Genomic DNA, 23765 nt, shown 5'->3' with positions numbered 1-23765 from the left:
GGCGCTCAGTCGAACCCGAGCCACGAATCTGGGGTGAACACCTCGTAGTGGACGCGGTCGGGGGCGACGCCGCCGAGGACGGCGAGCTTGCGCACACGGCGCATGAATCGTGGTGAGCCGCACAGGTAGACCTCGGATTCGCGGTCCCAGTCCTGCTCCTGCAGTTGGCGGGCCGCGTCGTCGACGCCGGTGACGACGTACATGTCGAGGGACGTCCTGCCCGGGTAGCCGGCGAGCAGGGCGGCGATGGTGTCACGATGCCCGAACGCCTCGACGGTGTCGTCGACGTGGATGACGTGGACCGGTCGGGTGTCCTGGTCGGCGATCATCTGCTGCAGGATCGCGACGGTGAGCGACGATCCGACGCCGGACGAGCCGAGCACGACCGGTCGATCGTCGGGGACCGGGCACGGGGTGCCGGCGGGAATGGACACGATGAGCGGGTAGCCGATCCCGGCCTCGTCGATCAGTTTGTTCGACACCAGTCCGCCCGGGACACGTTCGACGCTGATCTCCCACGTGTCCGGGGCCGCACCGGCCATCACCGTGTACTGGCGGATCTGCCGGCTGCCGTCCTCGAAGATCATCGACACCGAGATGTACTGTCCCGACTCGAAGTTCCGCATCGGGCACCGCTCGAATCCGGCGAGGGTGAACGTCCACACGTCGGGGGCGATGCGGCGACGGTCGATCACGGTGAGCGGGTACCACACCTGACCGGGGGCCACCCCGGCCCGGGCGTACATGTCGGATTCCTGCGCGATGAGCGAGTCGGCCATCAGCCAGTACACCTCGTCCCACGCGGCGGCCACCTCCGGCGTCACCGCATCGCCGAGGACCTCTTCGATCGCCCGGAACAGCGCCCGGTGCACCAGGTGGTAGTACATGCGCACGATGCCGAGCGACGCATGCTTGGCCGCGATCCGCGACATCACCTGGTCGATCGGCGGGGCGTCCTCGGTGATCAGCAGTGTCGCGAACGCGGCGATCGATCCGGCGAGCGCCTTCTGCTGCTCACCGTTCTCCTGGTTGGTCTTGTTGAACAGGTCCGTCCGCAGCGACGGCAACGCGTCGAACAGGTCGCGGTAGAACACCTCGCTGATCCGGCCGAGATGCTCCCCCACCACCGGCAGTGTCGCCTCGATGACCGGCCGCGACCGCGCCGACAGCAGCGTCTCGTTCGACACCTCCGTCGTGGTGGGCGATTCGACGGGGACGACTGCTGTGCCAGACATCGGGACCTTTCGAGACCACTTGTTCCGTTACCGGCGTACAGCATTGTCGATCTTGAAGTAACAGACAAGCCCGCTCGAACGATAGGGCTTGCCCGACGGCCCGCTGGATGGAACGGTCGTTGCCCGTCGATGTGACCGGCGTTACATTCACGGAAATTCACATACCGAACGGACTATTGGATGACCGCCCTGCCTCCCCACATCGCCGACCGGCTGACGGTCCCGCTGATCGCCGCCCCGATGCTGCGGGTGTCGGGACTCGAACTGACCCTCGCGGCGTGCCGGGCCGGGGTGATCGGCGCGTTCCCCACCGCGAACGCGCGGGGCGTGGACCGCCTGGACGAGTGGCTCACCCGGTTGGATGCGGAGGTCGCCGACAGCGGCGGCGCCCTCGCCCCGTACTGCCCGAACCTCATCATCCGGCAGCCGAAACTCGAGGAGCACCTGGCGTGCCTGCTGCGGCACCGGGTGGAGATGGTGATCACCAGTGTCGGCTCCCCCGCACCGGTGATCGGCCCGCTGCACGACCACGGCACCCTGGTGTTCGCGGACGTCGGGACCCTCGCACACGCCGAACGGGCCGCGGCCGTCGGCGCGGACGGGCTGATTCTGCTCACCGCCGGGGCGGGCGGGCAGACCGGCTGGCAGAACCCCCTCGCGTTCGTGCGGGCGGTCCGCGAGTTCTTCGACGGCCCCCTCGTGGTCGCGGGCGGCATCTCCGACGGCCACGCCCTGTGGGCGGCGCAGGTGGCCGGTTTCGACCTCGGCTACATGGGCACCCGGTTCATCGCCGCGCGCGAGAGCCTCGCCGACGACAACTACCGGAACATGCTGTGCGACAGCACCCTCGACGACATCGTCCTCACCCGCGCGTTCACCGGGCTGCGGTCGTCGATGCTGGCGCCGTCGATCCGCGCGAACGGACTCGACCCGGACCGGCTCGAGGAGGTGATCACCCCGTCCGATTCGGCGCAGATCTACGGCGACAAGACACCGGGTCCGCAGCGCTGGAAGGACATCTGGAGTGCCGGGCATTCGGTGTCCGGGGTGAAGCGGATCGAACCGGCGGCGGGGATCGTCGCGCAGACCGCCGCCGAGTACGAGCAGGCCCGCCGCGCCACGTTCGATCTGCTGTCCCACGACCTCGAAGGAGTGGACCGATGACCACCTCACACCCCCGATCCGGCCCCACGCTGGGCGCGGTCACCGCACGCGCGCTGCGCCGCTTCCCGGACCGGGTCGCGTTCTCGTGGGACGGCGGGCAACTCACCTACCGCGGCACCCTGGATCTGATCGGACGGCTGCAGGGCGCGCTGGCCACGGCCGGGATGCAGCGCGGACGCACCCTCGCCCTGCTCGGCGGCAATCGCGCCGAAATCTGGTGCGCCGGTGCGGCGGCCACCGCGCTGGGGATGGCGTCGACGTGGCTGCACCCGCTCGGCTCGATCGACGACCAGTTGTTCCAGCTGACCGACTCCGACGCGGCCGGGGTGGTCGTCGACGAACGCACGTTCGCCGCGCGCGGCGAGGAACTCGCCAGCCGGTGCGCGGCCCTGGGTATTCCGGTGTTCGCACTCGAGCGGTGCAGGTTCGCGCCGGCCCTGCTCGACGGTGCCGGGGCCGCGAGTTTCACCGATCTCGCCGACCCGGGTGATGTCGCGAACATCGGCTACACCGGCGGCACGACGGGCCGGCCGAAGGGTGCGGTGAGGCGGCATCCGTCGAACATTGCTCTGACGCAGACGATCCTGTCGGAGTTCGAGCTGCCGCGGGTGCCGCAGATGCTGGCGGTCGCCCCGATCAGCCATGTCGCGGGCAGCAAGGTGCTGCCGACGCTGATCCGCGGTGGCACGGTGCATCTGGTGACCGGGTTCGATCCAGAGCGGGTGCTGTCGACGGTCGAACGGGAACGCATCAACTGCACGCTGCTGGTGCCGTCGATGATCTACACGCTGCTGGACCATCCGGCGTCGGCTCGCGCGGACCTGTCGTCGCTGGAGCTGATCCTGTACGGGGCGTCCCCGATCTCCCCGACCCGGCTCGCGGAGGGTCTGGACCGGTTCGGGCCGGTGTTCGCGCAGATGTTCGGTCAGACCGAGTGCTATCCGATCTCGTTCCTGCGCACCGCCGATCACCGGGTCGACGAGCCGGACCTGTTGGCGTCGTGCGGGATTCCGACGGCCGGTGTGGACGTGACGATCCGCGGCGACGACGGCGCCGAGGTGCCGGCCGGGCAGCCGGGCGAGCTGTGGGTGCGGTCGGCGACGGTGATGGACGGCTACCGGAACCAGCCGGAGCTGACGGCGGAGACCCTGGCCGGCGGCTGGCTGCACACCGGCGACGTCGCCCGCGTCGACGACCGCGGCTACCTGTACATCGTGGACCGCAAGAAGGACATGATCATCACCGGCGGGTTCAACGTCTACTCGCGCGGCGTCGAGGACGCGCTGACGACGCATCCGGCGGTCGCGTCGGCCGCCGTGTACGGCACCCCCGACCCGCGCTGGGGTGAATCCGTCACCGCCACCGTCGTCCTCAAACCGGAGACGACGGTGACGGCCGACGATCTGACCGCGCACGTCCGCGCCACCAAGGGCAGCCTGCAGACCCCGAAACGCATCGTGTTCGCCGAGCAGCTGCCGCTCACCGCGCTCGGGAAAGTCGACAAGAAGAAGTTGCGGGAGACTGTGGGGGCAGTCCAGACACTCTGACCAAGAAGCTGCAGGTCGGACATGGTCACCGGGCTGGGGGCAGTCCGGCAGATCATAAATATCACACTAGGGTGATATCATGTCAGTGTGATGAATTGGGACGTCGACGTCGAACTGATCGAGACATGGCTCGATGAACTCGACCAAGACTCCTACGAACAGGTCATCGCCGCATTACAGCTACTCGCCGAGCGGGGGCCGCACCTGGGCCGCCCTCTGGTCGACACCGTGAAAGCATCACGGCACAAGAACATGAAGGAACTGCGACCAGGGTCGAGTGGCCGCACCGAACTGCGTGCGCTGTTCGCGTTCGACCCGGAACGTCAAGCGATCATGCTCGTCGCCGGCGACAAGGCCGGAAAGTGGCAAAAGTGGTACAAAACGAACATTCCTATCGCCGACGATCTGTTCGATCAGCACCTGCAACGCATGGAAGGGAAGTGACGGCAATGGCAACGAATCTCAACGAGATGCTGGCCAAGCGTCCGGTCGACCAGAGCAACGTCGACGCGCACAAGGCCCGGATGCTCGACCAGGTACGCGCCTACCGACTGCAGGAACTGCGGGAATCCCTCGATCTGACGCAAACCCAGGTCGCAGACCGTCTCGGTGTCCGGCAGAACCGGGTCTCGGACATCGAACGCGGCGACTTGAACCGCATTCGACTCGACACCCTGCGACGCTACGTCGAGGCGGTCGGCGGATCCCTGCGCGTCGAGGTCGAACTCGGCGACGATCGCATCCAGATCGCCTGAGATATTTGCACAGACCCTGAGGTCGTGTACAAAACGTTCCGGCCCCGGAGTTCACGCTCCGGGGCCGGGACGACGCGGGCCGGTTCAGCCCACGATCACCACGTGCAGGTTCCGCGGCCCGTGGACGCCTTCGACGCGTTCGAGTTCGATGTCGGAGGTCGCGGACGGTCCACTGATCATGGTGGTGGGCCGTTCCGGGACGAGTCGGGCCAGCGCCTCGGGGACACCGACCTCGATGCTGTCGACGGTCACGACGCACACGTGCAGGTCCGGGACCAGGGTCAGCGCGCGGCGGCCCTGGTCGGGGCTGCCGTCGAGGAAGATGGTGCCGGTCTCCGCGCACGACACGGCGGACGCGGTGACCACACCGTCGAGTCCGGACAGGTCCGGGGCCGGCACGTCCGCGGCATCGACGACGGTCTCGCCGTCGAACTGCGTCAGCCACGACGCGTCCAGTCCCGCAGGCACACCCACCCGCTGCGCCCCGAGATCACCGAGGACCTTCGCGAGCACCGCGGGTACCTCGGCGGCGCCGCTGCGGTGCACGACGGCCTTGTAGTCGACCAGACGGTCGATCAGCAGCTCGACGCGTTCGGCGTCGGGCAGGGCGCGTCCGGTCCGGTACTCGCGCGGAATGTCCTGCGCGACAGGCGGAGCGATCGTCAGCGCATCCCGGATGCGGCCCAGGATCACGTCTCGTGAACTCACTTCGGTGCGTCCTTTCGTGCGTCGGCGATCGCGTCCCGGCCCTCGTCGGAATCCCACCACTGGCGGAACGTCTGCTTCGGCGGCGCCGGAATGTCGCGGGCCTCGGTCCACCCGTTCAGCGGTGCCGGCAGCGTCGAGATGACGCCCTTCTTGCCGGCGACGAGGCGTCCGAGCCCGGCGGCCTTCTGCGCCAACGTGAACCGCTTGGCGGACGACATCGCGATCGACGCCGCCTTCATCGCCAGCTTCTCCGCCGACATGCCGGACTTCTCCACCTTCTGGTGCCGCAACTCCACCAGCAGCGACGGAATGTCGATCTTGACGGGGCACGCGTCGAAACACGCGCCGCACAGGCTCGACGCGAACGGCAGCGTCGCGTTCGGATCGTTCTCGGCGTCCATGCCGGCGAGCTGCGGGGTGAGGACCGCACCGATCGGACCCGGATAGGTGGACCCGTAGGCGTGGCCGCCGGTGCGCTCGTAGACGGGGCACACGTTCAGGCACGCCGAGCAGCGGATGCAATTGAGCGCCTGCCGTCCCACACTGTCGGCGAGGGCTGCGGTGCGGCCGTTGTCGAGCAGCACCAGATGGAACTCCTGCGGGCCGTCGCCGTCGGTGACCCCGGTCCACATCGACGTGTACGGGTTCATCCGCTCACCGGTCGACGAGCGCGGCAGCAGCTGCAGGAACACCTCGAGGTCGCGGTAGCCGGGAACGACCTTCTCGATGCCCATCACGGTGATGAGCGTCTTCGGCATCGTCAGGCACATGCGGCCGTTGCCCTCGGATTCGACGACGCCGAGGGTGCCGGTCTCGGCGATACCGAAGTTGGCGCCCGAGATCGCGACCGGCACGGTCATGAACTTGTGGCGCAGGAACTTCCGGGCCGCCCCCGCGAGATGCGCGGGATCGTCGTCGAGCTTCGGGTCGACGTCCGTCATCTCTCGCAGGAAGATCTCCCGGATCTCCGCCCGGTTGCGGTGGATCGCCGGCACCAGGATGTGCGACGGCTTGTCGTGGCCGAGCTGCACGATCAGCTCCGCCAGATCCGTCTCGTAGGCGTGGATGCCGTTCGCCTCGAGATGCTCGTTGAGCTCGATCTCCTGCGTGGCCATCGACTTGACCTTGATGACCTCGTCGGAGCCGGTGGCCTTGACCAGCTCGGTGACGATCGCGTTGGCCTCGTTCGCGTCGGCCGCCCAGTGCACGACACCGCCGCGCGCGGTGACGGCCGCCTCGAGCTGTTCGAGCAGTTCCGGCAGCCGGCCCATCACATCGGTCTTGATCGCGGCACCGGCGTCGCGCAGCGCCTCCCAGTCCGGCAGTTCCTCGGTGACCGCGATCCGCTTGGCGCGGATCGTTCCGGTGGCCTTGCCGATGTTGCGGCGCAGCTGCCCGTTCGCGAGCTCGTGGTGCGCGGCCTTCGGGAACGTCTCGGTGCCGCGGAGGAAGCCGACCCCCTGCGGGGCGCGCGGCGGCATCGCCGGCAGTCCCAGACCCACCGCGGTCATGCGGTCACCTCCACGTTCTGCTCGATGCTCTGTTCCGTCGACGCCAGGATCTCCGCCAGGTGGATCGTGCGGGTGCCCGTCTTCAGCCGGGACATGCCGCCGCCGATGTGCATCAGGCAGGACGAGTCACTGGCGCACAGGGATTCGGCGCCGGTCGCGGCGACGTTGCGGATCTTGTCGGCCAGCATCGCCGTCGACGTCTCCGCGTTCTTGAGCGCGAACGTGCCGCCGAACCCGCAGCACGAGTCGGCATCGGGCAGCTCGACCAGATCGATGTCGCGGACCGCGCGCAGCAGTTGCAGCGGCTTGTCGCCGACCCGCAGCATGCGCAGCGAATGGCACGTCGGGTGGTAGGTGACGCGGTGCGGGAAGTACGCGCCGACATCGGTCACGCCGAGCACGTCGACGAGCAGTTCCGACAGCTCGTACGTCTTGGCCGCGACGGTCTCGACCTGCCCGCACAGCGACGCCGACCCGTAGCGGGACGCGACGATCTCGTGCTGGTGCCGCACCGACCCGACACACGACCCGGACGGTGCGACGACGGCATCGATCGCCCCGTCACCGAACGTGTCGGCGTAGTTCTCGACCAGCGGCAGCGCGTCGGGCTGGTAGCCGGTGTTGACGTGCATCTGGCCGCAGCACGTCTGCCCCGGAGGGAAGACGACATCGTGCCCGAGTCGGGTGAGCAACAGTGCGGTGGACTTGACGGCATTCGGGAACATCGTGTCCCCCATGCACGTCGCGAACAGCGCGATTCGCATGCGGATCTCCGGGGGGGGTCGGCAGTGTGGTCAGACCACAGTAACGCATGGTCAGCGCGCCGACGCAAGAATCGAACGGTTTCGCACCGACTTTTGTGCAGACCTCGATTGTGATCGGAGTCATGGTGTACGGTCCTGTGGTCTGACCACAGTGCGGCCCGTTCCGCACCGCCCCACCCCCGGCGCGAAACCAGGAGTTACATGTGGAAACCGAGACCCTCGCGGTGACCTTCACCCCCGCGACAGACGCCATCGGCGGCAACCTCACCGTCACGGCGCTCGTCGCGCTGGCCCCGCTCGTCACGTTCTTCGTGCTGCTGGCCGGCGTCAAGCTCAAGGCCTGGTACGCCGGGCTCGGCGCCCTCGCCGTCGCGATCGCCGTCGCGATCGTCGGGTTCGCCATGCCGGTGTCGCTGACCGGACTGTCCGCACTACAGGGCATCGCCTTCGGCCTGTTCCCGGTGATGTGGATCGTCGTCACCGCGATCTGGTTCTACGAACTGACCGTCGTCAGCGGACGATTCGAGGACCTACGACGGGTGTTCAGTTCCGTCGGCCGCGGCGACATGCGCGTCCAGGCGATGCTCATCGCGTTCTGCTTCGGCGGCATGCTCGAGGCCCTCGCCGGATTCGGTGCCCCCGTCGCAATCACCGGCGCGATGCTCATCGCGATCGGCATGCCCCCGATCCGCGCCGCCGTCACCGTCCTGGTCGCCAACACCGCGCCGGTCGCGTTCGGTGCCATGGCCATTCCGATCACCACCGCCGGCAACCTCACCGGCATCCCGGCCACCGACATCGCCGCCGTCATCGGCCGCCAGACCCCGGTGCTCGCACTGTTCGTGCCGCTGCTGCTGCTGTTCCTCGTCGACGGCCGGCGCGGCTTCAAACAGGTCTGGCCCATCGCTCTCGTCACCGGTGTCGTGTTCGCGATCGCCCAGTTCTGGTGCTCGGCGCACTTCTCGTACGAGCTCACCGACGTCGTCGCCTCCCTCGCCGGCCTCGCCGCCGCCGTGATCATGCTGCGCTTCTGGGCGCCCGCCACCCCCGACGACCAGCGCTCCCACGTCGAACCCGAACCGCTGCCCGGTTCACGGGTGTTCCTGGCTCTGTTCCCGTACCTGCTGGTCGTCGTCGTGTTCGGCATCGCCAAGCTGTGGACCCTCGGCGTCGACATCCCGAAGTGGCTGTCCGGCACCGACCGCCGCATCGAATGGCCCGGCCTGTACGGCAACCTGCTCACCGGTAGCGGCGACCCGGCATCCAGCGCCGTCTACTCGTTCTCGTGGCTGTCGAACCCCGGCACCCTGCTGCTGATCTGCGGTGTCATCGTCACGATCGTCTACGGCGTCTGGACGTCCGGCGGCCGCTTCCCCATCACCGCCCGCGACGCCGTCGTCACGTTCGGCGTCACCGTCGTCAAGATGCGGTTGGCGATCGCGACCGTCGCGACCGTCCTCGGCCTGAGCTACGTGATGAACCAGTCCGGGCAGACCGTCTCCATCGGCACCTGGCTCGCCGGGACCGGCGCGATCTTCGCGTTCTTCTCCCCCATCCTCGGCTGGCTCGGCACCGCCGTCACCGGCTCCGACACCTCCGCGAACGCCCTGTTCGCGAAGCTGCAGCAGACCGCCGCCCAGGGCGCCGGCATCGACCCGACCCTGCTGGTCGCCGCCAACACCTCCGGTGGCGTCGTCGGCAAACTCGTCAGCCCGCAGAACCTGACCATCGCCGCGACCGCCGTCGGACAGCCCGGCAGCGAACCGATCCTGCTACGCAAGGTCATCGGCTACAGCCTCGGCATGCTGCTGATCCTGTGCACCCTGGTCTACCTGCAGTCCACGCCGATCCTCGGCTGGATGCTGCCGTGACAGTGAACCGGACGAACCACCTAGGCTGACGTCTCATGCCCACTACCCCGACCCCGTCCCCCGACCTGTCGACCGCACCGCTCCCACGCGCATGGGAACACGTGCTCAGCAGCGTCGAGGAGATGATGGTCGCCGGGAACCTGCTCCCCGGACAGCGCCTCCCGGGCGAACGCACCCTCGCCGCCGACCTCGGCGTCGGACGGTCGTCCGTCCGGGAGGCCCTACGGGTCATGGAAGCCCTCGGCCTCCTCAAGACCCAGACCGGCTCCGGCCCCACCGCCGGCGCCATGATCGTCTCCCGCCCCACCGGCGGCATGACCATGCTCATGCGCATGCAGGTCGCCGCCCAGGGCTTCCCCGTCACCGACGTCGTCCAGACCCGACTCGTCCTCGAAACCGAGGTCATGCGGACCCTCGCCGCACTCCCGGCCCCCGACCTCGCCGCCGCCGTCGAACTCCTCGACTCCATGGACGAGCCCACCCTCACCGCCGACGAATTCCTCGTCCTCGACGCCCAATTCCACGTCGCCATGGCCGACGCCGCCGGCAACCAGGTCATCGCCGCCATGATGGCCGGCCTGCGCGCCTCCATCGAGTCGTACGTCATCGACGGCGTCGACGCCGTCGCCTGGCCGCACACCTGCACCCGCCTGCGTCACGAACACCGCGGCCTCGTCGACGCCGTCACCCACCACGACACCGGACTCGCCCGACAGCGGATCGTCGACCACATCCGCGGGTACTACGAGGGCGTCCGCGGGAACTGACGTCCGCCTGTCCCCGGGCCAAGCAGCTGAAGGGACCCTTCGTTCGCTCACAGCGCACGAAGGGTCCCTTCAGCTGGTCAGGCGAACCGGACGATCTCGATGACGGTCACACATCCACTCTCCGCTTCGTGACGATGTCGAATGCGCCGGCGGCGCTCCGGCCCGGCGTCACGGCACTTGTCGGACCGTCGGGTTACGTTGATCGCGACGTCGGGACGAGGAGGGGAAACGATGTTCGAGACTGCAGAATTCGATGCATCCGTCGACAGTGCGTGGGGCACCTTCCGGGACCGGCTCGCCGACCATCTGTCCGGGATGAGCACCGACGACACCCTGGTTCTGGACTGGGCCGACGAGTCCACCGTCGACGGGTTCGCGCCGTGGATCCAGTTCCTGGTGTGGGACGACGAGTACGTGCGCGCCGAGGTGTCGTCGAACCCGTATCTCGCACCGCGGTACGTGCTCACCGCGGCCGCCGAGAACCGGTTGTGCGACCTCGGGTGGGAACGCCCGACCCGCCGGCCCGACGGTGATCCCGACGGCGGCTCCCCCGCGTTCTTCGTCGACCGGAAGCAGTGGGACGCCGACCGGGTCGCGGCCATGACGGTCACCACGCTGCGGGAGGTCTGGAGTGTGCCGCATCCGGCGTTCCTGCGCACCGAGATCAGCGGCACCCTCGCCGACACGATCCTGGTCGACGCGGCACCCGAACCGGAGCCTGCAGCGGCATCGGGTCTCGACGAGCGGGCCGCGTTCGACGCCCGCGACCCGCACGAACTGCGCGACCTGGTGGCCCGCACCGTCGAACAGGCGATCGGGCACATGCCCGATCGGGACGACGACGGGGACGTCGCACTGCGTCTCGGCGACCAGCGGGTGTTCATCATCGTGCATCCGGACAAGCCGCTGGTGCGGCTGTGGATGCCGCTGCTGTTGGGGATCGCGGGCCGCACCCGTGCCGCCGAGAACGCATGCGATCTCACCAAACGGTGGCCGGGTATGCGGTTCACGCTCGACGAGGATCGACTCAGCGCGTCCATCGACATCTTCGGCAGCCCGTTCGTGCCCCGGCACCTCGTCGACGCCCTCGACCAGTTGCGGCTCCTGGCACCCAGGATCGACGTCGACTTCGCCGCCCGGTTCGGCGGCACCCTGTACATCGACGGCCCGGTCTGTGATTCCGACGACACCATCTCCGACGACCGTCCGATCGCCGACGTCGATCTGCCGCAGCCCCTGTCGACACTGTTACACCTCGACCCCGACGGTGCGGGTGCGCTCGATCCGCACGAGGTCGCCGCGGTGTGCGCGTACGACCGCGATGCGGTCCTCGACTATCTGCGGCTCGCGACGGGGCAGGAAACCGTCTGGAACCGGTTCGCGGACGACGCCCTCCACGACGGCGACGACGAGGTGGCCGCCGCGTGCGAGGCCGAGGCCCGGGCGTGGGCCCGGACCCACGAGTCGCTGCGCGGCGCACTGCGGGTGATCACCCTTCCGGACCGTCCGGCGAGCGATCCCGACCGTTTTGACGCCCGCTGACGGCCCGCACTACCCTGCAGCTGCACACAGTTATGTCGGGGCGTTTCGGCCCTAGTCATTGGGATCACGGTGTCGCCGGTGTTGGTGGGACGGCGACACGCCGCTTCGGCGTACCTCGACAAGGAACACTGTGTCATCCCCCGCTTCGTCCTCCCCTTCTCCGGCATCCGTCGACACCGAACCCGACCGCCCCACACCGCCGTTCGGTCACCTCTACCGGCACGCCGGCGCGCTGATCTTCCCGATCGGCATCCTGGCGCGGCTGCCGTTCGCGATGCTCACCCTCGGCATCAGCAGTTATGTGGCGATCGTCCGCGACTCGTACACCGAGGGCGGTCTCGCCGCCGGCGCGTACGCGATCGGCGCCGCGATCGGCGGCATCCTCGCCGGCACGTGCGCCGACCGGTTCGGTCAGCGCATCGTCATTCCGATTCTCGCGGTGGCGAATTCGATCTTCATCGCCGCCACCCTGTTCGCCGCAGACGGACCGCTGCCGCTGCTGATCGCGGCGGCCGCGCTGTGCGGGCTGACGATCGTGCCGGTCGGTCCGTTCGCGCGGGTCCGCTGGTCGGCGCTCGTCCGCACCGAGGTCGACCCGCCGCAGCGGTCCCGCGTCCAGGGTGCGGCGTTCGGGTACGAAACCCTCGCCGACGAGATGACGTTCGTGTTCGGCCCGGCGCTCGTCGGTATCCTCGCCCGCTACTGGGCGGGCACCCCACTGGTCGCGTGCACCGCGATCGTGCTGGTGTTCGGCCTGCTGTTCGCCCGGCACCGCACCGTCGACCTCGTCACCCGCACCGCAGCGGCGGCCACCGCCGCGAGTGCCCCGCTGCGCGCGTTCCTGCGCCCCGACCGGGTCACACTCGTCGCAATCATGGTCGCCATCGGCACCCTGTTCGGTGCGCTGATGAACTCGGTGGTGGCGTTCGCCGGCGAGCACGGCGACATCGCCGACGCGGGCCTGATCTACGCCGGATTCGGGATCGGCTCGGGTGTCGCGTCGATCGCGGTGGGCCTGGCGAGCGGCCGGGTGAGCCTGCACGTGCGGCTGATCGCCGCCGCCGCGTGGTCCGTCGCGGCGTGCGCGGTCCTGCCGCTCGTCACGAGCGGCCCCCTGCTGTCGGTGGTGCTCGCGGTCCTCGGCCTCGGTATCGGACCGGTCATCGTCACCGTCTACGAGATCGCCACCACCCACACCCCCGACGGCCGCGGCACCCTGCACATGGCACTTCTGTCGAGCGCCCTGATCTCCGGGAACGCGATCGGCGCCCCGCTCGCGGGTGCGCTCGCCGAAGCCGGCGGGGCCGCCTCCGCACTGCGGGCGGTACTGGCCGCGTCGGTGGTACTCGCCGCGCTGACCGTGCTCGCGCGCGTCACCGCCCGCGTGTCCCGCTGACATCGGCGGGGCGCGCACTAGGCTCCGCGGCATGTCGCAGCTGCGGACCGTCGCCGTCGCCGTCCTGCTCGTGGCGGTGACCCTGCTGTCGGGGGCGTCGATCGCGGCCCGGTTCGTGGACCGGCAGCTCACCGACACCGACCACTACGTCGCGTCGGTCGCCCCGGTGGCGCAGGATCCGGCGGTGCAGGACGCGGTCACCGCCCGGGTCACCGACGAGATCCTCACCCGCACGGATCCGGGGATACTCACCGCACCGACGTCGCGGGCGGTCCGCGAGGGTGTCGGGGCGTTCGTGCGCTCCGACCGGTTCGCGTCGTTGTGGTCGCAGGCGAACCGCGGGGCACACGCCGCGTCGATCGCCGTCGTCACCGGCGACCACGGGGTGGACGCCGTCGACGTCGACGATGCCGGCACCGTCGCGATCGCGCTGGGACCGATCGTCGCCGGCGCCCGCACCGTCCTGGTCGAGCGCGGGGTGCCGTTCGTCGACCGCGTCCCCGATGTCGATGCGCGCCTGGTGCTGTTCGAATCTCCCGAACTCGCGACGGCACGACGGGCCGTCCACGGGATCGACGTCGCGGCGACGGTGCTGCCGTGGCTGGCCCTGGCCGCGGCGGCCGGTGCGATCGGGGCCGCCCCCGCTGGCCGGCGGCTGCGGACCGTGTCGCGGACCGGGATCGCCGTCGTCGCCGGGGCGGGACTGCTCGCGCTCACCGTGTGGATCGTCCGGGACCGCTACCTCGCCGACGTGCTGCCGGTAACCGTGGACCCGGTGATCGCGTCGGCGTTCGTCGATGCGCTGCTCGGGCCGCTGCGCACGAGCATGCTCGTCGCCGCCGCAGCCGGTGCCGTGGTCGCGGTCGGGGCGCGCGTCGCCGAACGCCTCACCGCCCGGCCGGGCGGTAACGTGCGATCGTAAGCACAACGAAAGGAGCCCGATCGTGGCGAACAGGATCGAACACAACACCGGTCAGAACCGCTTCGAGGTCTACGTCGACGACACCCTCGCCGGCTACGCCGACTACGTCGAGACGGGCACGGTCCGCGACTTCGGGCACACCGTCACCGAACCCGACTTCCGCGGGCAGGGCCTGGCCGGACAGATCGTGAAGGCGGCCCTCGACACCACCCGCGAGCAGGGCTTCACCGTCGTGCCGTCGTGCTCGTACGTCGCGAAGTACATCGAGACGCACCCCGAGTACGCGGACCTGGTGTCCTGATTCTTCTTGCCCAGTGGGATCTCCCCGTCCGCGGCGACGCGGCGGGGAGTAACTATGGAATCGAAAAGTAGAACGAGTTCTCGTCAGCAGTAGGTCCGGGAGAGGTTGTGCACCATGAGTGATGCGTCCGAGATCGGTGACGGCATCGTCCAGATCACCGTCCCCATGTCCCACAACCCGCTGGGCAGCACGCTCGTGTACGCGATGGAGTCGCCGGGTGGTGTCGTCCTCGTCGACGCCGGCTGGGACGGCGACGAGGGCTGGGACGCGCTGACCGCGGGCCTCGCCTCCGTCGGGCATGCGATCACCGACGTCGAGGGTGTCGTCGTCACCCACTTCCACCCCGACCACACCGGGCTGTGCGGGCGGGTCCGGGAGGCGTCCGGGGCGTGGATCGCGATGCACGAGGCCGACCACGACATGTTCGAGAAGATGTCGTCGAGCCGCGGCCCGGAGTGGATGGACTACCAGCTCGAGAACCTCACCCGAGCCGGCGCCCCGCTCGCCGACCGGGAGGCGTTCACGCAGGCGTCCGGCGCGGACGCCCCCGTCGGCCCCGAGTCCGCACCCGACCGGGTCCTCGTCGACGACGAACTGATCGCCCTGACCGGACGGGACCTGCGCGCCGTGTACACGCCCGGCCACACCCCCGGCCACGTGTGCTTCTACCTCGAGGACGCGAACGTCATGTTCACCGGCGACCACGTGCTGCAGAAGACCACCCCGCACGTCGGCAACTTCGCCTACCCACTCGAGGAACGCGACGCGCTCGCCGAATTCATGGGATCGCTGCGGCGCGTGCAGAAGATGGACGTCACCCGCGGACTCGGCGCGCACGGCCTGCCCATCACCGACGTCGCGGGCCGTGCCGGCGAACTCGTCGACCACCACGAGGAACGACTCGCCCACCTGCTCGCCGCGTTCGGCGACGACGAGATCACCGTGTGGGAGGTGGCGTCCCGCATGCAGTGGTACCGGCCGTGGGACAAGTTCCACCCGATGGCCAAGGGCATGGCCCTGTCCGAGGCCGCCGCGCACCTGCGGCACCTGGTCGCACGCGGCCAGGTCGCCGAGGTGCCCGGCAGCGAGCCTGCCCGCTTCGCCCGCGTCTAGTCCTCGGCGGCTGTGTCGGCCGCGTCGTCCCTGCGGGGGCGGCCCGGCCGCCGCATCTCGCCGGCATCCTTCGGGAGCCGGCCCGCGTCCGCGAGGGCCCGCCGCAACACGAACTCGATCTGCGCGTTGGTGCTGCGCAGTTCCGCCCCGGCCCACCGCGTCAGCGCGTCGTGCACCGCGGGATCGAGGCGCAGCAGCACCTTCTTGCGTTCGACCATGACGGCGCAGCCTACTGGTACAGGGTTCCGGTGTTGACGATCGGCTGCGCGCTCTGATCGCCGCACAGGACCACCAGCAGGTTCGACACCATCGCCGCCTTGCGTTCCTCGTCGAGTTCGACGGTGTGCTCGCGTTCGAGGCGCTCGAGGGCGGTGGCCACCATGCCGACGGCGCCGTGCACGATCTGCTCACGGGCCGCGATCACGGCACCGGCCTGCTGGCGGCGCAGCATCGCCTGCGCGATCTCCGGGGCGTACGCCAACTGGTTGATGCGCGATTCGATGACCTCGACGCCCGCGGACCGCACCCGCTCGGCCACCTCCGCGGACAGCTTCGAGGTGATCTCGTCGGCGTTCTGCCGCAACGAAATCACCTGCGAGTCTCCGTCTTCCGGGCCGTCGTACGGGTAGCTGCTCGCGATGTGCCGCACCGCCGCCTCGGTCTGTACGGCCACGAACTCCTCGAAGTCGTCGACGTCGAACGTGGCGCGGGCAGTGTCGCGCACCTGCCACACGATGATCGCGGAGATCTCGATCGGGTTGCCGTCGGCGTCGTTGACCTTCGCCTTGCCGGTGTCGTGGTTGCGGATCCGGGTGGAGATCGCCTCGCGCGTGTCGAGCGGGTTGATCCAGCGCAGCCCGTCGTGGCGCAGTGTCCCGGCGTACGAGCCGTGCAGCAACTGCAGGACGCGGGCCTGACCGGGTTCGACGAGCACGAGTCCGGCCAGCGCGATCAGTGCAGCGACGGCGATCAGCGCGCCGACGACGATGAGGGGGATGTTCACGTCGAGCGTCAGGACCGCGAGGGCGATGACGCCGGCGGCGGCGAGGATGCCGACGAGTCCGCCGATCGCGACGGGCCAACCGTTGACGGACCAGCCGACCCGCTCCTCGATTCCGGTGGCTCCCGCGGTGCCGTGCTCGGGTGCAGTGGTTGTCATGGCGTCCCTCCTCGTCGGTGCGGCCCGCAGCGAGCCGCACGAAACAGATATTAAAGTGATATCACTTTACCGGCAAGCGGGTGTCCGCAATGTCCGACGCCGGACCGCCACGGGCTCTACCGTGCAGGAATGAGCATTCGTATCGAGGACCGTGCCCGCGTCCGCACCCTGACCCTGGACCGGCCCGAGGCCCTCAACGCGTTCGACACCGCGCTCTACGACGCGACCACCGAGGCGCTGCGCGACGCCGCCGCCGCTCCGACGGTGTCGGTCGTGCTGCTCACCGGCGCCGGTCGCGCGTTCAGCGCCGGCACCGATCTGCGCGAGATGCGGGCGCTGACCACCGACCCGAATCCGCCGCGCGCCGCACACGGTTTCACCGGGATGATCGACGCGTTCGCCGACTTCCCCAAACCGCTGATCTGCGCGGTCAACGGTGTCGGCCTCGGCGCGGGCGCCACCCTGCTCGGATTCGCCGACCTGACGTTCATGTCCAGCGAGGCCCGGCTCAAGTGCCCGTTCACCGATCTCGGGGTGGCCCCCGAGGCGGCGTCGAGCATCCTGTTGCCGCGCCTGGTCGGGCACCAGAACGCGGCCTGGATCCTGATGAGCTCGGAGTGGATCGACGCGCAACAGGCAAAGGAGATGGGTCTGGTGTGGCGGGTGTGCCCGCCCGACGAACTGCTCGACACCGCCCGGGCACACGCGGAACTGCTTGCCGCCAAACCGTTGTCGAGCCTGATGGCGGTGAAGAAGACGATGACCGAACCGCTGCGCGCCGCGATCGCCGACGCCCGCGCCCGGGAGAACGCCTGCTTCGCCGACCTGCTGGGCGGACCGGCCAACACCGAGGCGCTCGCGGCGTTCGCGGAGGGCCGCGCCCCCGACTTCGGCAACCTGCCGGCCGGGGCCTGACCGTCCCGACGCACCGACAATCGCCCGGATCGCCCGGATCACCCGCCGGTCCTCTACCGTGACCGCATGGAGTCGATCGGCTTGCGGATTGTCCTGTGCCTGACGTTCACGATCGGTGGGGCACTGATCGTGTGGGCGCTGCGCTCCGCGGCGAGCGGCCGGCTGCGCCGCAACCACTACGTCGGTATCCGCACCGCCACCACGATGGCCAGCGACGAGGCGTGGACCGTCGCACACCGGGCGGGCCGGCCGCTGACGGAGACCGGCGGGTGGCTCATGATCGTCGCGGGTCTCGCCGCGCTGGTCCCGATGCCGGAGTCGGCCCTGACCACGGTCACCGTCGCCGGTGTGGTGGCTCTGGGCGGATTCACCGGCGCCGGAGCGTGGGTGGGGATCCGCGCGGCACGCGCTCTACCGGGCGACGAAGCGGGCAACCCGGACGCCTAGACTCGACCGCGATTCACCCGCACCACTCATGGAGATCTATCGTGCTTTTCCTCACCGAACTGGTCCAACTCCTGCTCCCGGGCAGCTTCATCAGCTCCATCGGCTCCTCCGATCTCGGTGTCGCCACCCCGGATCTGCTCCCGGACTGACGACGCCACCACCTCACCCGCCGAGGTCGTGGAGCACTGTCGCGGACTCGGCGAACCGGCGCACCTGATCGTCGGTCCACACGTGGGCCTGGGTGCCGCCGACGAGAACCCGACCGGCCAGGGCCGGTGACCGCCCGATCGGCACGTCGCTGCCGGCGATGATCATGTTGCCCTCGCGGCGCCCCTTGAGCATCGCCGGATCGGCGATGATCGCGGTGTGTTCGAACACCGCGCCGATCGTGGCGGCCTCCGCCCGGGCCCGTCGTAGATCCTGGGTGTCGCCGCAGTTGACGGCGTAGACGCCGCCCGGGGCGAGGACCCGCCGGGCGTGCCGGGTGAACTCGAGGGTGGTCAGCGGCCGCGGTGTGGTGTGCCCGGCGAACACGTCCCGGACGATCAGGTCCCGACTGTCGGCGGTGAGGGTCTCGGTGACCGCCCGCGCCTCCCCCACCCGCACCCGCAGCAGCGGGGCCCGCGGCAGGTCGAACCACTCTCGCACCAGCACGGCCAGGCGCCCGTCCAACTCGACGACGACCTGCCGCGACTGCGGAAACATCGACGCGAACGCGCGGGCGAGCGTGCACGCTCCACCACCGAGATGCAGGACACGCAACGACGCCTGCGAATCCCATTGGGAGCACGTCAGTTCCGCGATCCAGCGCATGTAGTCGAAGGCCAGCGTCCGCGGATCGGCCAGGTCGATGTGGGAGCTCGGTTCCCCGTTGATCCGCAGGATCCAGCTCTGCCGGTCGAACGGATCCTCCTCGAGCTCGCACGTCCCGGTGTCGATGTCGTACACGCCGGCGACCGGCCCCTCGTCGCCGCGGGGGACGCGCCCCTCACTCCTGCGCCCACCGCGCTGCCTGCCCATCGGCCCGAGGGTACACAGATCTTGAAACACAAGACAATTCACCCAGCTATCGCGATAACCGGTTCAGATCTCGGATCGTCGGGACTAGACTCGGGCTACGCGTGACGCTCGATCCCACACACCGACCGGACGGGTGGTTCGATGGCACAGGCAGCAAGCACCGCACACAACGGTCACCGCGCGAACGGAGGCCGAATGTCGTTCTCCGACGGTGCAGTTCGTGCCGTGACCGGCATCGCCGACGTCACCACCTCGTCGATCGGTGCGCTCGGCGGGGCCGCCGTCGGTAGCCTCGTCGGTGGTGTCCGCGGTGCCGTGAGCGGAGTCGCCGACGGCACCCGCCGCGGCCTCGAACAGGGCAGCCACTCCACCCCCGCCGCGATCGCGACGATGGCCGCCGCCGGTGTCGTCGGCATCGTCGAATGGCCGGTGGTCCTGACCGTCGGGGGCGCCGCGCTCGTGCTGAGGCAACTCCACGAGCGCGGCGCGCCCGCACAACCGGCGCCCGCCCCGAAGAAGGCCGGCGCACAGAAAACTGCCACGCAGAAGGAACCCCCTGCGAAGGCGCCGGCGAAGAAGTCCACGTCCTCCCGTCCGCGGGGGCGTACCACTCGGTGACGACCACGAGGGTGGGGACGCTGTTCGGACAGGCGCGGGTCCTGCCCGGGCGAGTGCTGTGGGGGGCCGTCACGGTGGCGACGGTGAGTACCGCCGGGGCCGCCGGGGTGGTCACCGCGCTCGTCTCGCCGGGTCGGCGCCCGCCCGCCGTATCCGCGCCCCGGCCGCCGTCGCCCCCACCGGACTGGTCCGACACGGCGTTGGCCTCCCGGGTCGTCGAACTCGCCGCCCACACGTCCGGGCTGGGACTCGCGCTCACCGCCCGGGTGCTGCGGGTGCCGCGGCTTCCGCTGGCGGCGGTGCCCGCGACCGTCGTCGACTATCAACCGCGGATGCGGGGACTGCTCGAGTCGAGCATCGGCCGACGCCCCACCGACGTGCTGCTCTCCGCCGCCTCCGCGACCGGTCTCACGCTCGCGCAGGCGCCGCTCCCCCTGGCCGTCGACGCACTGCTGCGGGCCACGCTCGTCGGCGAGGTGGTCGCCCAACGGTCGGCGTGGCGACGCGCCACCTCCCATCCCTCCACCGGGCACCCGGCCACCGGCGATGCGGGGGCGTCCCGGCCGGGTCCGGTCGAGCGGCACCTGGAGCGGGCCGCGGGGGTGCAGGCGGGCGCCGCCGCCGCGGTCGGGGTCGCCGCCGGCAGCCTCCGCACCGCCGGAACCGCCGCCCTGGTGACCGCCCCGAAGGCCGCACGCACGGCCCGGGAGTCGTTCGCCGCGACCCTCGGCCGCGACCTCGCCGACCGGTACGGTGTCGTCGCCCGGAGTCCGCGCGCACTGCGCCGACTCGACGCGATCACCGCGCTGGTCGTCGACCCGCGGGCCCTGCTCACCGACGAACTGCGGGTCAGCCGCATCCGCGGGGTGCCGGACGAGCACCGGACGCAAGTGTGGGACGCCGCCCGTGAGGCCGTCGAATCCGGTGCGCTCCCCGAAGGGTGGTGGCCGCTCGACCGGCTCCCGGTCCCGGTGGACGTCCCGGACGGTGTCGATGCGGCCGTGCTGGTGTCGCGGGTCCGCGATCCCCTCGCCGGGGCCGTCCTCGAGCAGGCCCGCCGGGCCGGGGTGACGGTCCACTCCGTCGACGACGAGGCGCTCGGGTCGCTGCGCTCGGCGTTCGACGACCTCCGAACCCCGAGTGGCACACTCGATTCCGGCCTGTCCGCGATCGTCCGCGACCTGCACGGTGACGGCGGGTGTGTGGCGGTCCTGGCGATCGACTGCCCGTCCGCGGCGGCGGACGCCGACCTCGGTATCGCGATCGCGTCGGCCGCGGGTCCCGTCGTGTGCGATCTGCTGGTGCCCGATCTCGCGGCCACCTGGCGGGTGCTGCGGGCCCTGCCCGCCGCCCGGACCGCGAGTCGCCGCGGCATCGAGATCGCCACCGGCGCGTCCCTCCTCGGGTCACTGCTGATGTTGCCCGGCACCCACGGCCGGGGACCGGGACCGGTCAGTGCCGGATCGGGGGCCGCGCTGTGGACCGGGCGTGGTCTCGCGCGCGGCGTCCTGCAGGCCGACGATCCGGTGCCGAATCCGCAACACGACTGGCATGCGATGTCCGCGGATCGGGTGCGGGAGTTGCTGGGCACCCCGGGACCGGTCGTCGACTCCGACGGACCGTCCCGGATCCGGTCGGCGGCGGTGCGGGTCCGTCGTCCCGTCGACGTCGTGTGGGACTTCGGACGCTCGCTGCGCACCGAACTGTCCGACCCGCTGACCCCGATCCTCGCGACCGGGTCGGCGGCCAGCGCGATCCTCGGCTCCCCCGTCGACGCGGTGCTGGTCGGCTCGGTCCTCGTCGGCAACGCGGCCCTGTCCGCGGCGCAGCGACTGCACGCCGAACATCTCCTGCACCGTCTGCTCGCCGTGCAGGATCCGTCCGCCCGCACCGTCCGCGCGTCGGGCTCCCACCGCTCGGTGGCCGCCGGATCGCTGCGGCCCGGGGACGTGATCGAGGTGCGGCCCGGTGAGGTCGTGCCCGCCGACGGGCGCCTGCTCACCGTGTCCGGGGTGGAGGTCGACGAGTCGTCGCTGACCGGGGAGTCGCTGCCCGTCGACAAGCAGACCGGCGCCACACCGGGGGTGCCGCTCGCGGACCGCGACTGCATGCTCTACGCGGGCACCACCGTCCTCACCGGCACCGCGACCGCGGTCGTCACCGCCGTCGGCCCCTACACCGAGACCGGCCGCGCGACCGCACTGTCCCCCACCCCCGTCGGGCGGGTCGGCCTGCAATCCCAACTGCGTGAACTCACCGGCAAGGTGCTGCCCGTCAGCGTCGCGGGCGGCGCCCTGGTGACATTGACGTCGATGCTTCGCGGCGGCGGCCTGCAGTCGGCGATCACCAGCGGTGTCGCGGTCGCGGTCGCCGCCGTCCCGGAGGGTCTGCCGCTGGTCGCGACCCTCGCGCAGCAGGCCGCGGCGCGACGGCTGACCCATTCGGCCGTGCTGGTGCGGGCCCCCCGCTCGGTGGAGGCGCTCGGCCGCGTCGACGTCGCCTGCTTCGACAAGACCGGCACACTGAGCGCGGACCGGTTGCGGGTGACCGACGTCCGCCCCGCCGCCGGAGTCGATCGCGACACCGTCCTGACCGCGGCGGCCCGCACCTCCGTCACGTCCGACGGGTGCACGGCCCCGCACGCCACCGACCGGGCCGTCGTCGAGGCCGGTGGCCTCCCCGACCCGGTCCCGGACCTCGTGCTGCCGTTCCGGGCGGGACGCCCGTACGCTGCCGCCCTCACCGGCACCGAACTGGTCGTCAAGGGTGCGCCCGAGGTGGTGCTGGCCGCGTGCACGGCCGCCGACCGGGCGTCGATCGAGGACATCCACGACGAGGTCCGTTCCATGGCGGAGGCGGGGATGCGGGTCATCGCGGTGGCCCGCCGCACCCTTTCCGCGGACGATGCGGAACGGGCGACCCGGGACACCGACACCCTCGCGGCTCTGTGCGGCGACGGCCTCGAACCGCTCGGCCTGCTCGGCCTGTCCGACACGCTCCGCCCGGAGGCCGCGGGTCTGCTGCCGGCGCTCGAACAGCGTGGGGTGGCGGTGCGGCTGATCACCGGCGACCACCCGGTCACCGCCGCCGCCATCGCCCGCGACCTCGGGCTCGACGTCGACGCGTCCACGGTGATGAGCGGCACCGCGTGGGAGGCGCTGTCGCAGCACGCGCAGGAGACCGCGGTCGCCGAACGGCAGGTGTTCGCGCGGATGACACCCGAACAGAAGGTGCAGATCGTGCAGACCCTCGAGCGGGTCGGTCACGTGTGTGCGATGGTCGGGGACGGTGCGAACGACGCGGCCGCGATCCGTGCGGCGAGCATCGGGATCGGGGTGGCGTCCCGCGGCAACCATCCCGCCCGCAGCGCCGCGGATCTGCTGCTGCTCGACGGGCGGGTGGACGCGATCGTCGACGCGATCGACGAGGGCCGGCAGCTGTGGCAACGGGTGCAGTCGGCGGTGTCGGTGCTGCTCGGCGGCAATGCCGGGGAGGTGGCGTTCGCGCTGATCGGTAGCGCCGCGACCGGCCGGTCCCCGCTCGGTGCCCGGCAGCTGCTGCTGGTCAACCTGCTCACCGATGCGCTGCCGGCGGCGGCCGTGGCGGTCAGCCCGCCGCGGCACGACCGGGCCGGGAGCGGACGCGGACCGGACACCGCCGCCCTGTGGCGGACGGTCACGGTGCGCGGGGCCGCGACGGCGGCGGGGGCGAGTGTCGCGTGGGCGCTGGCCTCGGTGACGGGGCGGCCGCGCCGCGCATCGACGGTGGGGCTGGTCGCGCTCGTCGGGACGCAGTTGGGGCAGACGCTGATCGATTCGCGCAGCCCCCTGGTGGTGGCCACCGCGTTCGGCTCGCTGGTCGCGCTGGGGGCGGTGGTGAGCACTCCCGGGGTGAGCCAGTTCCTCGGCTGCACCCCGCTCGGCCCGATCGCCTGGACGCAGGCACTCGGCTCGGCGGCGGCGGCCACCGCGGCGGCGGCGGTCGCACCGCGGGTGCTCACCTGGTGGGCC

At 70.6% G+C, this 23765-nt stretch carries 21 protein-coding genes and 1 pseudogene; 15 read left to right on the top strand and 7 right to left on the bottom strand.

All coding sequences use genetic code 11. From position 1 onward, the window contains the following. Positions 1-5 precede the first annotated feature (5 nt). Positions 6-1235, bottom strand: coding sequence for a globin domain-containing protein (locus tag E0497_RS15580; protein WP_137725704.1), 1230 nt, complete (start codon positions 1233-1235; stop codon positions 6-8). 180 nt (positions 1236-1415) lie between these two features. On the opposite strand from E0497_RS15580, the gene E0497_RS15575 reads away from it, so the two are divergent. The 4 genes from E0497_RS15575 to E0497_RS15560 all read left to right on the top strand — a co-directional run bounded on the left by E0497_RS15575 (position 1416) and on the right by E0497_RS15560 (position 4701). Further along, positions 1416-2399: an NAD(P)H-dependent flavin oxidoreductase gene (locus E0497_RS15575; protein WP_137725703.1), complete on the top strand. Its 984-nt coding sequence runs from the start codon at positions 1416-1418 to the stop codon at positions 2397-2399. Next, on the top strand, positions 2396-3946 hold the full coding sequence (locus E0497_RS15570) for an AMP-binding protein (RefSeq protein WP_137725702.1): 1551 nt from the start codon (positions 2396-2398) through the stop codon (positions 3944-3946). The genes E0497_RS15575 and E0497_RS15570 overlap by 4 nt, the downstream gene beginning before the upstream one ends. A gap of 87 nt (positions 3947-4033) precedes the next feature. Then, positions 4034-4390: a type II toxin-antitoxin system RelE/ParE family toxin gene (locus tag E0497_RS15565; RefSeq protein ID WP_206663642.1), complete on the top strand. Its 357-nt coding sequence runs from the start codon at positions 4034-4036 to the stop codon at positions 4388-4390. Between the two features lie 5 nt (positions 4391-4395). After that, positions 4396-4701, top strand: coding sequence for a helix-turn-helix domain-containing protein (locus E0497_RS15560; protein WP_137725701.1), 306 nt, complete (start codon positions 4396-4398; stop codon positions 4699-4701). A gap of 84 nt (positions 4702-4785) precedes the next feature. On the opposite strand, the gene E0497_RS15555 is transcribed toward E0497_RS15560, so the two are convergent. From E0497_RS15555 to E0497_RS15545, 3 genes are read right to left on the bottom strand one after another with little or no spacing between them, the layout of a single operon-like run. Next, on the bottom strand, positions 4786-5409 hold the full coding sequence (locus E0497_RS15555; RefSeq protein WP_137725700.1) for a LutC/YkgG family protein: 624 nt from the start codon (positions 5407-5409) through the stop codon (positions 4786-4788). Continuing rightward, positions 5406-6920: a LutB/LldF family L-lactate oxidation iron-sulfur protein gene (locus tag E0497_RS15550; RefSeq protein WP_137725699.1), complete on the bottom strand. Its 1515-nt coding sequence runs from the start codon at positions 6918-6920 to the stop codon at positions 5406-5408. Before E0497_RS15550 ends, E0497_RS15555 begins: the two co-directional genes overlap by 4 nt. Beyond that, positions 6917-7684, bottom strand: a complete 768-nt coding sequence (locus E0497_RS15545) for a (Fe-S)-binding protein (protein ID WP_137725698.1) — start codon at positions 7682-7684, stop codon at positions 6917-6919. Before E0497_RS15545 ends, E0497_RS15550 begins: the two co-directional genes overlap by 4 nt. Positions 7685-7887: 203 nt before the next feature. On the opposite strand from E0497_RS15545, the gene E0497_RS15540 reads away from it, so the two are divergent. The 7 genes from E0497_RS15540 (at position 7888) to E0497_RS15515 (ending at position 15596) form a co-directional block, all read left to right on the top strand. Continuing rightward, a complete protein-coding gene (locus E0497_RS15540) occupies positions 7888-9555 on the top strand; it encodes an L-lactate permease (protein WP_137725697.1) in 1668 nt (555 codons plus the stop codon). Positions 9556-9590: 35 nt separating this feature from the next. Beyond that, on the top strand, positions 9591-10322 hold the full coding sequence (locus E0497_RS15535) for a FadR/GntR family transcriptional regulator (protein ID WP_137725696.1): 732 nt from the start codon (positions 9591-9593) through the stop codon (positions 10320-10322). A 231-nt stretch (positions 10323-10553) separates the two neighbouring features. After that, positions 10554-11864: a T3SS (YopN, CesT) and YbjN peptide-binding chaperone 1 gene (locus E0497_RS15530; protein WP_137725695.1), complete on the top strand. Its 1311-nt coding sequence runs from the start codon at positions 10554-10556 to the stop codon at positions 11862-11864. A 130-nt stretch (positions 11865-11994) separates the two neighbouring features. Beyond that, on the top strand, positions 11995-13260 hold the full coding sequence (locus E0497_RS15525) for an MFS transporter (protein ID WP_137725694.1): 1266 nt from the start codon (positions 11995-11997) through the stop codon (positions 13258-13260). 31 nt (positions 13261-13291) lie between these two features. Further along, positions 13292-14182 carry a hypothetical protein gene (locus tag E0497_RS20885; protein ID WP_241665922.1) on the top strand — a complete coding sequence of 297 codons (891 nt, stop codon included), beginning with the start codon at positions 13292-13294 and terminating at the stop codon, positions 14180-14182. A 22-nt stretch (positions 14183-14204) separates the two neighbouring features. Beyond that, complete coding sequence (locus E0497_RS15520; RefSeq protein WP_241665921.1) at positions 14205-14483, top strand: GNAT family N-acetyltransferase; 279 nt, start codon at positions 14205-14207, stop codon at positions 14481-14483. A gap of 114 nt (positions 14484-14597) precedes the next feature. After that, positions 14598-15596 carry an MBL fold metallo-hydrolase gene (locus E0497_RS15515; protein WP_137725692.1) on the top strand — a complete coding sequence of 333 codons (999 nt, stop codon included), beginning with the start codon at positions 14598-14600 and terminating at the stop codon, positions 15594-15596. On the opposite strand, the gene E0497_RS15510 is transcribed toward E0497_RS15515, so the two are convergent. Beyond that, complete coding sequence (locus E0497_RS15510; RefSeq protein WP_137725691.1) at positions 15593-15814, bottom strand: type II toxin-antitoxin system antitoxin; 222 nt, start codon at positions 15812-15814, stop codon at positions 15593-15595. The genes E0497_RS15515 and E0497_RS15510 overlap by 4 nt on opposite strands. Before the next feature lie 11 nt (positions 15815-15825). After that, on the bottom strand, positions 15826-16755 hold the full coding sequence (locus E0497_RS15505) for an SPFH domain-containing protein (protein WP_137725690.1): 930 nt from the start codon (positions 16753-16755) through the stop codon (positions 15826-15828). A gap of 129 nt (positions 16756-16884) precedes the next feature. Here E0497_RS15505 and E0497_RS15500 point away from each other — a divergent pair, with 129 nt between their 5' ends. Together E0497_RS15500 and E0497_RS15495 are read left to right on the top strand one after the other, a co-directional pair. Further along, complete coding sequence (locus tag E0497_RS15500) at positions 16885-17670, top strand: enoyl-CoA hydratase/isomerase family protein (RefSeq protein WP_137725689.1); 786 nt, start codon at positions 16885-16887, stop codon at positions 17668-17670. Between the two features lie 66 nt (positions 17671-17736). Then, positions 17737-18117: an SdpI family protein gene (locus tag E0497_RS15495; protein WP_137725688.1), complete on the top strand. Its 381-nt coding sequence runs from the start codon at positions 17737-17739 to the stop codon at positions 18115-18117. Between the two features lie 162 nt (positions 18118-18279). Here the strand turns inward: E0497_RS15495 and E0497_RS15490 are convergent, their stop codons facing one another. Then, complete coding sequence (locus tag E0497_RS15490; RefSeq protein WP_137725687.1) at positions 18280-19137, bottom strand: spermidine synthase; 858 nt, start codon at positions 19135-19137, stop codon at positions 18280-18282. Positions 19138-19332: 195 nt separating this feature from the next. Between E0497_RS15490 and E0497_RS15485 the strand changes: the two genes are divergently transcribed. Then, on the top strand, positions 19333-19755 hold the full coding sequence (locus tag E0497_RS15485) for a hypothetical protein (protein ID WP_194150324.1): 423 nt from the start codon (positions 19333-19335) through the stop codon (positions 19753-19755). A 332-nt stretch (positions 19756-20087) separates the two neighbouring features. Beyond that, positions 20088-23723, top strand: a pseudogene (locus E0497_RS15480) (cation-translocating P-type ATPase); the annotation flags it as partial. Positions 23724-23765 lie beyond the last annotated feature (42 nt).

Origin of the sequence: Prescottella subtropica (assembly GCF_005434945.1) — a bacterium.
Classification (GTDB): domain Bacteria; phylum Actinomycetota; class Actinomycetes; order Mycobacteriales; family Mycobacteriaceae; genus Prescottella; species Prescottella subtropica.
The sequence above is the reverse complement of the archived record's forward strand: the minus strand, read 5'-3'. Positions and strand labels throughout refer to the sequence as shown.